Genomic DNA, 7491 nt, shown 5'->3' with positions numbered 1-7491 from the left:
AAATAGATTCGGCGGAAAAATCTTAATCGCTTGGTGGTACATTCGTCTGGCCTGTGGATATTTGCCAGCAAGGTAAAAGGAACGGAAGAGGGACAATCTGTGCCGTGACGCGAATTCTCTTCGGTAGAGTATCAGCGGTTGTGGTATTTTCACTGGATCAAATAGAAGATCCACAACCTTGTCTGCAGTCTGCATGCGGCGCCCGACATCATGTCGCAGACTGTCGGTATGAGAGAAGATCTCGACTACAGGCTCGGGAAAAGATGCGGCCTTATGTCGCGCAAGTATTTGGGCAAACAGCACCAAGTCTTCATTGTTGGATAACGTATCCGGATATTCGAGATCTTGGAATACCTCTCGCTTGATGATGACCGCACCGTGGACGATGCTGCCGAAGCGCTTACGGAGGAAGCCAATGAAGTTATCCTCCTGGCATTCGGAAAACGGCTCCCTGTTGTGAACCTTTGTTTTGCCGTCAGGTTTGACTGAAATGTGACCGCCACAGATAAACTCCACGGGGTGTTGACTGATAGCCTGGTCGAAGCATTTCAGCGCACCGGGCAACAGGCGGTCATCGGCGTCGAGGAAAAGGACGTAATCACCTCTGGCCTCGCACTGTCCCCTATTGCGGGCCGCTGCCGGTCCGGCGTTTTCTTGGCGAGTGTAGCGTACCGGTTTGTCTGTCGCCGTATATCTGGCCACGACTGCTTGGGTATTGTCTGTTGATCCGTCGTCAATGACGATGATCTCATAATCATCACCCTCTTGGGCCAGCGCCGATTCCAGGGCGAAGGGTAACAAATGGGCGTAATTGTGTGTCGGAATGACTACGGAATATCTCATCGTTCAGCCGTTACAGACCGATAAATCATGTTCAAAGCGTCCGTGGGGCTGCAGGCCAAGGGTTTCCGCCGTCGCTTCATGCCCCCGTGCGCATGCTGTCATCCTACTCGATGATGGCATTCTTCCCAACCGAAGATTCGCAACCGTTGCTGTGAGCGAGAACCCCGGCCCGGCTCGCGATACGGGCCCGGCCACTGAAAATCTGGCTCAGCCGCGGGGCCACCGCCTGCTGCACTACAATTCCCGCCACGCTGCCGACTCCGTACGTTCCACGACGAAGGAAATGCCAGCCCAGCTGCAGTCTTTGTATCGCACGAAGTTCCACTTTTTAAGGCTGGCAACTGCCTCCAGCAGTGCCCGTCTTTCACCGGAGATCTGGTTCGACGACCAGCAGAAGTAGTCATCAAAGGCCAGGATCATTCCGTGTTTTAGTCGCGGCGTGAGGAACTCCAACACGGTCTTGGTGCTCGAGTACATGTCGCAGTCGACATACGCTAGAGCAATATTCGTCGGCGGTGCATCAGAGGGCAAACGCGAGAGCGTCTCCTCATAAAATCCCTGCACCGCCGTGTAGCCGTCTTTGGGGATACCGTGCGACCGGCAGATCCGGTGGAAAGCATCAAGCCCCATTGCCATGGCGCCCTTCTTCCAATGCGGATGATCGTCCAGCGCACTGGATGCCTTCGGCAAGCCCTCGAACGAGTCGAATGCCCATAAGTGACGCTGTATCTTCCGCCGACGAATCTCGTCGAACGCCAGGCGAAACGTCATCCCACCGTAACAGCCGAACTCAACGTAGTCTCCGTCAATAACGTTGTAGTCCAATGCCTTGAACGCGGTCCAGAAGAATTCCCGGTAGATCTTCCTCGTCGCCTTGATATCGGCCTGACGCACCCGTTTCCTCGGCGGCCGCAACGGCGAGAGGACGCGCTTGGCAACTTTCTCGATCTTCTTGAGCATACGATCTTTCCCTAACGTTCGGTTCCGCGCTACCGCCGCATTGCCGTGCAATGCCGGCTACTTCTGCTCAGCATCCAACTCCTCGCTCGGCTTTCCGCCATACTTTGGAAGGAGGGGCTCACGCTTCGGGCCTTGTGGTTCACCTTCGCGTCTAGTGTACGGACGTCTGTTTTACGGGGATGGTATGTTTAGGGTGGCTCCGTTCTTCAGAGCTGCCAGTGCCACTTTAGCCTTGAAGGCTGGTGCGTGGTTACGTCGTTTGGGTCTCATCTGCTCGTCCTCCTCGAACGACTCTAGCGCAGACAACACACTTATCCCACCTGTCCGAAATCAGGGGGCCACTTTTCTCCTCCTTTCTCATACCGGAAGATTTTAGATGTTCATTTAAGCAAGTGCGGGATCATGGATGGCAGATTTTCTTTCTCGTTCGAAACGCAGATAATAGAAATGCACCTACGGATGTAGTATGACTGTCTCTTTTCCAGTATGCGGCATCAATCGTCATTAGTTGGAATCTGCTTAAGGAGAGGGCCTTTGACAACGAATATTATTAAGCGTTATCTTTTTCCACACCATTTTCGCACTCTTCTTCAGTCGTCTCGAATTCTAAATTTTGAGTATGGCCTGTATCATACTGCAAAGACACGAAGTTGTATTGATAACGAAGGCAATCCCATACCATGGTATACCTACCCCTCCTTAGAGTACCTGCGACAACTTGATTTTACGGGAAAACGCGTATTCGAGTACGGCTGTGGCAATTCAACACTCTTCTGGGCCTCAGTCTCAGAGAAGGTGACAAGTGTGGAGAGCAGTCAAGACTGGGCAAATAAGATCGCCGCAATAGCACCGCCTAATGTGGAGATTATAGTGGAAAGCGAGGAAGACGCTTTCATCAAAGCGATCGGCAAACTTGACGAATCTTTCGACGTAATTATTATTGATGGCGAGTATGACCGTTTAAGGTGCGCCAAGGAAGCGCTGGGTAAGGCAAAGCCGGGAGGCATGTTAATTCTCGACAATGCCGATTTTTTCCCAAACTCTGCGAAGCTCCTGCGTAACCCTACTTATATAGAAGTCGATTTCTCAGGCTTTGGGCCTATTGGCAGGCATACATGGACAACGTCAATTTTCCTGCACAGGGAGTTCAATTTCCCGCCCCTTGGCGGAATCCAACCGAAACATGGAATCGGGAGCAGGAAGAAGGTTCGGGACGCGTGATTCACAGACACTGTTTCAAGCTTCGGAGTCCAAAACCTAGCCTGTAATTTTGTTGTTAATGCCGGGAGACAACAGGTGAGTCCGCTCCGTTTCAGTTCCATAATAAGCATTCGCTGGTAACCATGACCAAACGTTTGGAAATACAAGAGGGTCCGGTCCGCTGGCGGTTACGACATGGCAGCAACGTAGATACGGTTCGACCACTGTTGCGGCGCGCGCTCGACTCCCTGGCAAGCGGTGAAACGCCTAACATCAAGGTTGGTCGTCGAAAGGAACTCTACAGACTCACGTTGACCGATGGTGACACACCGGACTACCTATTAAAGGTCAACCGATATCCTCTAGACCGTCACATCCTTGGGCGCCGACGTATCTCCAAGACACGCCACGAAATGACCGTGGCCGAACAACTGGCACAGCGCGGGCTTGCCACACCACTGCCGTTAGCGGCCGGCGATCAGCACGAGGATGGACGTCTGGTTGCGTGTTTCCTATTGGTGCCGATTTTAGATGACGTCGTCGACCTACTGCAGCTGTGGTTGAGCGGCGAACTGACGATGGCTGAGAAACATGCGCTTGCACGAGAACTCGGATCCTATGTTCGTCGCATGCACGACACTGGCCTGTTCCAGGATGATTTCGCCCCCAACAACTTTTTAGTTCGCCGCAGTGACCCCATGGAACTGTTCGCAATCGATTTCGAACGTGCTGTTATGCGTAGTCGCGCGTCAGATCGGGCGCGACGTTGGATGATCGCGAAGCTAGATCGTGGAATGGCGCGGACAAGTACCACCGATAGAATGCGTTTCCTTCTCCACTATGCGGCTGGCGATCGCAATAAGACAAGGTATTGGTGGCAGAGGATTAGCGCGCTGGCACCGCACTTGGCACGGCGTGATTGCCGTCGAATGCATGCCAGCGCACGGCGAGGCGGCGGTCGCTTTCGGTCTATAGCCGGTAATCGATGCACAGGATATGCACGGATCGATGTCACCGATGCCACGCTCGAACATGCGCTGGCGAACCAAGATGTCGGCGAGGGTGTGCGTGTAGCCTCGAGCGATAGCATCTGGATCACACCGCTTATACAAACTAGCTTAAAGCAACTAGGTCGCGCGTGGGGTGCCGCCAATGCATTAGCATTGCGTGGCCTTTGCCCGGTCCCGCTTGGCGCGGTTTGCCATGATTCAAAGGCATTCATGTTGTTACGACGAAATGGTAAGGCATCGTTACTTACCGATGCGCAGCCCAATGATGCCACCGGGGGTGCATTACGCGCACTTTTTGAACGCTTGTTTGGCTATGGCGATGTGGGCGATACGCTTGATGCCGAGGGGATTGTGGTTGAACCTACTAGTAGTGGCAGTGTACGCGCCTTCCTACTCAACGTGCAGTGCTTTCGCTTCCGATCAACGAAAGTCCGCACGCCATCTCAACGAGTGACAAACACGGTTGTTCGACTCATGAGAGAATTGCAATTGCGAAAACGGTGATTTGACCATCTGTTGTTCGGTGTGCTACATACGCCCACGTTGAACCCGCTACACTTACCCTTTGCTGAAACGAAATCGCGACAAGACCCGCGACCTGGTCACGCCATGCCATTAACGTTATCTGTGGATGGGTAACGCTATGCGCGTGCTCCATCTGTACTCCAACTACAAATGGACAGGACCCTCTGAGCCGGTCGTTAATCTCGCGTGCGCCTTACGTGACGACGGCGTTGACGTGCGTTTGGCCTGTTGTCGCACGCCAAAGCCACGGCCACGTTCAGTCGGTGATAAAGCAGCGGAACGTGGCCTTGAGCCGATTTTGGATTTTCGCCTCACCAAGCTTATTTCTTTGAATGGCATGCGCGACATTGGTCGAATGTCAACTTACCTTGAGGACCACGCGATCGATATCGTGCATACGCACAGACCACGTGATCATGGTATCGGCGCGTATGCCGCCCATCGCTGCCGCCGTCATGTCAAGGTCGTGCGCACTAATCACACAGGGGTTGCACTAGAGCATTCATGGCTACAACGTCTCGTTTTTCGTCGTTATACCGATGCCTACGTCGGTTTTAGTCGGCTGGCCGCCGATCAAGACCAGCAGTACTTCGGTCTACCCAAGGACCGCATCTTCCTGATAAACCCGGCGTTGGACTTGGAGCGCTTTGACCCTTCGCGCGACTACCCGGATATACGCCCACAACTATCGCTATCTTCCGATCACGTATTGGTGGGCATAATTGCTCGGGCACAACGCCACCGTCGTTGGGAGGTACTGCTAGCAGCGATGAAGCTCGCGGTAGAGCGTGCGCCTAAACTTCGCTTGCTCATCGTCGGCAAGGGAACACATTTCGATACCATGGTCAGACAACCGGTAAAAGATATGGGTTTGAACGATTGCGTGCTGCTCCCTGGTTATCGCACCAACGACGACTATGTTGCCTATTTGAACAACCTGGACTTCAAGATATTCCTTATGCCGGGCACCGATGGCACCTGTCGCGCCGCACGCGAGGCGATGGCTATGGGTAAACCGGTGATCGCAGCACGACGCGGCATGTTGCCGGAACTCGTGGCGCACGAAGACACCGGCCTTATCATCGACGATACCCCAGAGCAACTAGCTGGGGCAATGGTGTGGCTCGCCAACGATGCAAATCTTAGAAAACGACTCGGTGAGGGTGCACGCCGATATGCACTGGATCATTTCCGGCTTAAGGATCAGAGCAAAGCGGTGATAGCGATGTATGAACAATTGATGCGTAGCGAATGATCTGGTAGCCACACCTGGCGCTTAGCCAGCTCCTTGTTCTGCCTCTTCAAACAATGTGCGTAGTGACGGGTGATCATCCCAGTTTCGCATAAAGCGGGTCCGGTCTTGTCGCCGTAATGGCTTGAACCGAGAACCCAGCTTGTATTGCCGCATACCATCCAAATCCATTAAGTACGGCCGATCACCACAAATTATGAAGTTGGTGGCCTTCAAGTCGCCATGCCGTATCCTCAGGCTGGCCAGGTTATCTAACAATATCGAAATCTTGCTGGCGGTCATGGATTTTTTTTCTGGCGATACTGCTTGCGAAAGAAAGAAATCTTTGGCATTAGACCCGTCGATATATTCACTGACAAAGTAAGATGTTCGCCGTACAGGTCCGACACGCTGCTCGATAACTGCTACCGGCGGTGCGGTATCTATGCCATGGAAACGTAAAATAAGCGCATTGCGCCAACAGAGTGATGCCCGTGTTTTCCTAAGTGCTCTACTCAACCCATGCCGAAGGCTCTTTATGTTATATCGCTTTATCACGAATCGCCGACTACCAATAGTTGCTATACCCACTGTAGAGGTATTACCTTGCTTCAGATACACCCCGCTTTCGAGGACGGCATCGGGATCTCTCAGTATCGCTTTGAGTTCTTCCGAGTCATAGCTCTTATCGTAGCGCACAAATTGTTTATTGTTTCTATAGGACGGAAACACGCGCTCTTTGCGAATCCGTCGCAAGTATTTCCTCGTTCTTATTATTCTGCTTCTGTCTATTGTTGGTTTTAGTGTCGCCAGGTCCGTATGTTTGACATCCCAACCACGCATCTGCGCGTAATCTGGATAGACATCAGTTACAAATCGATCGAACTCGGGATAAAGCTGTGCCAACAGCAATCCCAGATTCTCAATCGAACCATGTTTGGCTACTGGCGATCCGCTAATACGGATGCGTGAGGCATCAATGGTGTAGATTCGACTGTCCTGCACGAGAAAGTTGCGCAAGTGCAGATCTCTTTGCACCAGACCGGCATGGTGATGCTGGGCTATCGCGTAAACTAACTGTCGCAATAATGCCAGACGCTTGACATCGTCGTCGGCATCGCGCCATGCCTGCAAGGCATCGCGGGCGCCAGCGATGGTTCGCGACACAAGCACGTACACACCTGGGTCTTGTAGATAACCGGAGTACAGTAGTGGTGGCGTAAGGATATCCTTTGACAACAACGTCTGGATGGCGCGCTCCTCACGTTGCCATCGTCGCCGAGCACCTTGCATAGGCAAGAAGATTTTCACGAATACGTCTTCACCGCGCCACGCACCCACACATACCAATCGTTTTCCCGGTACTGACCGTACTAACTTGGTGCACGACAGCGGCTCGGCGTTATCATCAGACGTATCATCGAGATTGAGCACAAACGGGATGCTAAATTGTCTCATAGCGGTGGTCAGCGGCTGCGATTGCGGGCGGCGCGTGTGACAACGATGTCTGCTGCCTTCTCGACAAGACTGTACAGATCCGAAGTTTCGCAATACTTCTGACCATTCCTGCCCCAGTCGAGCCGCCTGTCAGATTTCAACATGTCGGCGAGCATCTTGTTCAGGGTAGCTTGATGAAACGGCGTCGGGCACACGATTCCTGCACGCGCATTTTCTACGTGAAACGCGAAACCACAGTTTTCTGTTACCAATACAGGCAATCCG

At 52.8% G+C, this 7491-nt stretch carries 7 protein-coding genes; 3 read left to right on the top strand and 4 right to left on the bottom strand.

What is annotated here, in order from left to right; all coding sequences use genetic code 11:
• A partial coding sequence (locus tag O6944_04440; GenBank protein ID MCZ6718387.1) for a glycosyltransferase family 2 protein occupies positions 1-843 on the bottom strand: 843 nt, incomplete at its 3' end.
• 234 nt (positions 844-1077) lie between these two features.
• On the bottom strand, positions 1078-1803 hold the full coding sequence (locus O6944_04435; protein MCZ6718386.1) for a class I SAM-dependent methyltransferase: 726 nt from the start codon (positions 1801-1803) through the stop codon (positions 1078-1080).
• A gap of 534 nt (positions 1804-2337) precedes the next feature.
• On the opposite strand from O6944_04435, the gene O6944_04430 reads away from it, so the two are divergent.
• The 3 genes from O6944_04430 (at position 2338) to O6944_04420 (ending at position 5793) form a co-directional block, all read left to right on the top strand.
• Positions 2338-3024: a class I SAM-dependent methyltransferase gene (locus tag O6944_04430; protein MCZ6718385.1), complete on the top strand. Its 687-nt coding sequence runs from the start codon at positions 2338-2340 to the stop codon at positions 3022-3024.
• A gap of 122 nt (positions 3025-3146) precedes the next feature.
• A complete protein-coding gene (locus O6944_04425) occupies positions 3147-4517 on the top strand; it encodes a hypothetical protein (protein ID MCZ6718384.1) in 1371 nt (456 codons plus the stop codon).
• Positions 4518-4656: 139 nt separating this feature from the next.
• A complete protein-coding gene (locus tag O6944_04420; GenBank protein MCZ6718383.1) occupies positions 4657-5793 on the top strand; it encodes a glycosyltransferase family 4 protein in 1137 nt (378 codons plus the stop codon).
• A 21-nt stretch (positions 5794-5814) separates the two neighbouring features.
• On the opposite strand, the gene O6944_04415 is transcribed toward O6944_04420, so the two are convergent.
• Together O6944_04415 and O6944_04410 are read right to left on the bottom strand one after the other, a co-directional pair.
• Positions 5815-7227 carry a hypothetical protein gene (locus O6944_04415; protein MCZ6718382.1) on the bottom strand — a complete coding sequence of 471 codons (1413 nt, stop codon included), beginning with the start codon at positions 7225-7227 and terminating at the stop codon, positions 5815-5817.
• Between the two features lie 8 nt (positions 7228-7235).
• The coding region (locus tag O6944_04410; GenBank protein ID MCZ6718381.1) for a glycosyltransferase family 1 protein at positions 7236-7491 on the bottom strand (256 nt) is incomplete at its 5' end.

The organism is Gammaproteobacteria bacterium (assembly GCA_027296625.1).
Taxonomy (GTDB): domain Bacteria; phylum Pseudomonadota; class Gammaproteobacteria; order JAKEHO01; family JAKEHO01; genus JAKEHO01.
The sequence above is the reverse complement of the archived record's forward strand: the minus strand, read 5'-3'. Positions and strand labels throughout refer to the sequence as shown.

Excerpts from the sequence above, each read along its gene's own strand:
- O6944_04435 (MCZ6718386.1), bottom strand. The coding sequence starts at position 1,803 with ATGCTCAAGAAGATCGAGAAAGTTGCCAAGCGCGTCCTCTCGCCGTTG.
- O6944_04425 (MCZ6718384.1), top strand. The coding sequence starts at position 3,147 with ATGACCAAACGTTTGGAAATACAAGAGGGTCCGGTCCGCTGGCGGTTA.
- O6944_04420 (MCZ6718383.1), top strand. The coding sequence starts at position 4,657 with ATGCGCGTGCTCCATCTGTACTCCAACTACAAATGGACAGGACCCTCT.
- O6944_04415 (MCZ6718382.1), bottom strand. The coding sequence starts at position 7,227 with ATGAGACAATTTAGCATCCCGTTTGTGCTCAATCTCGATGATACGTCT.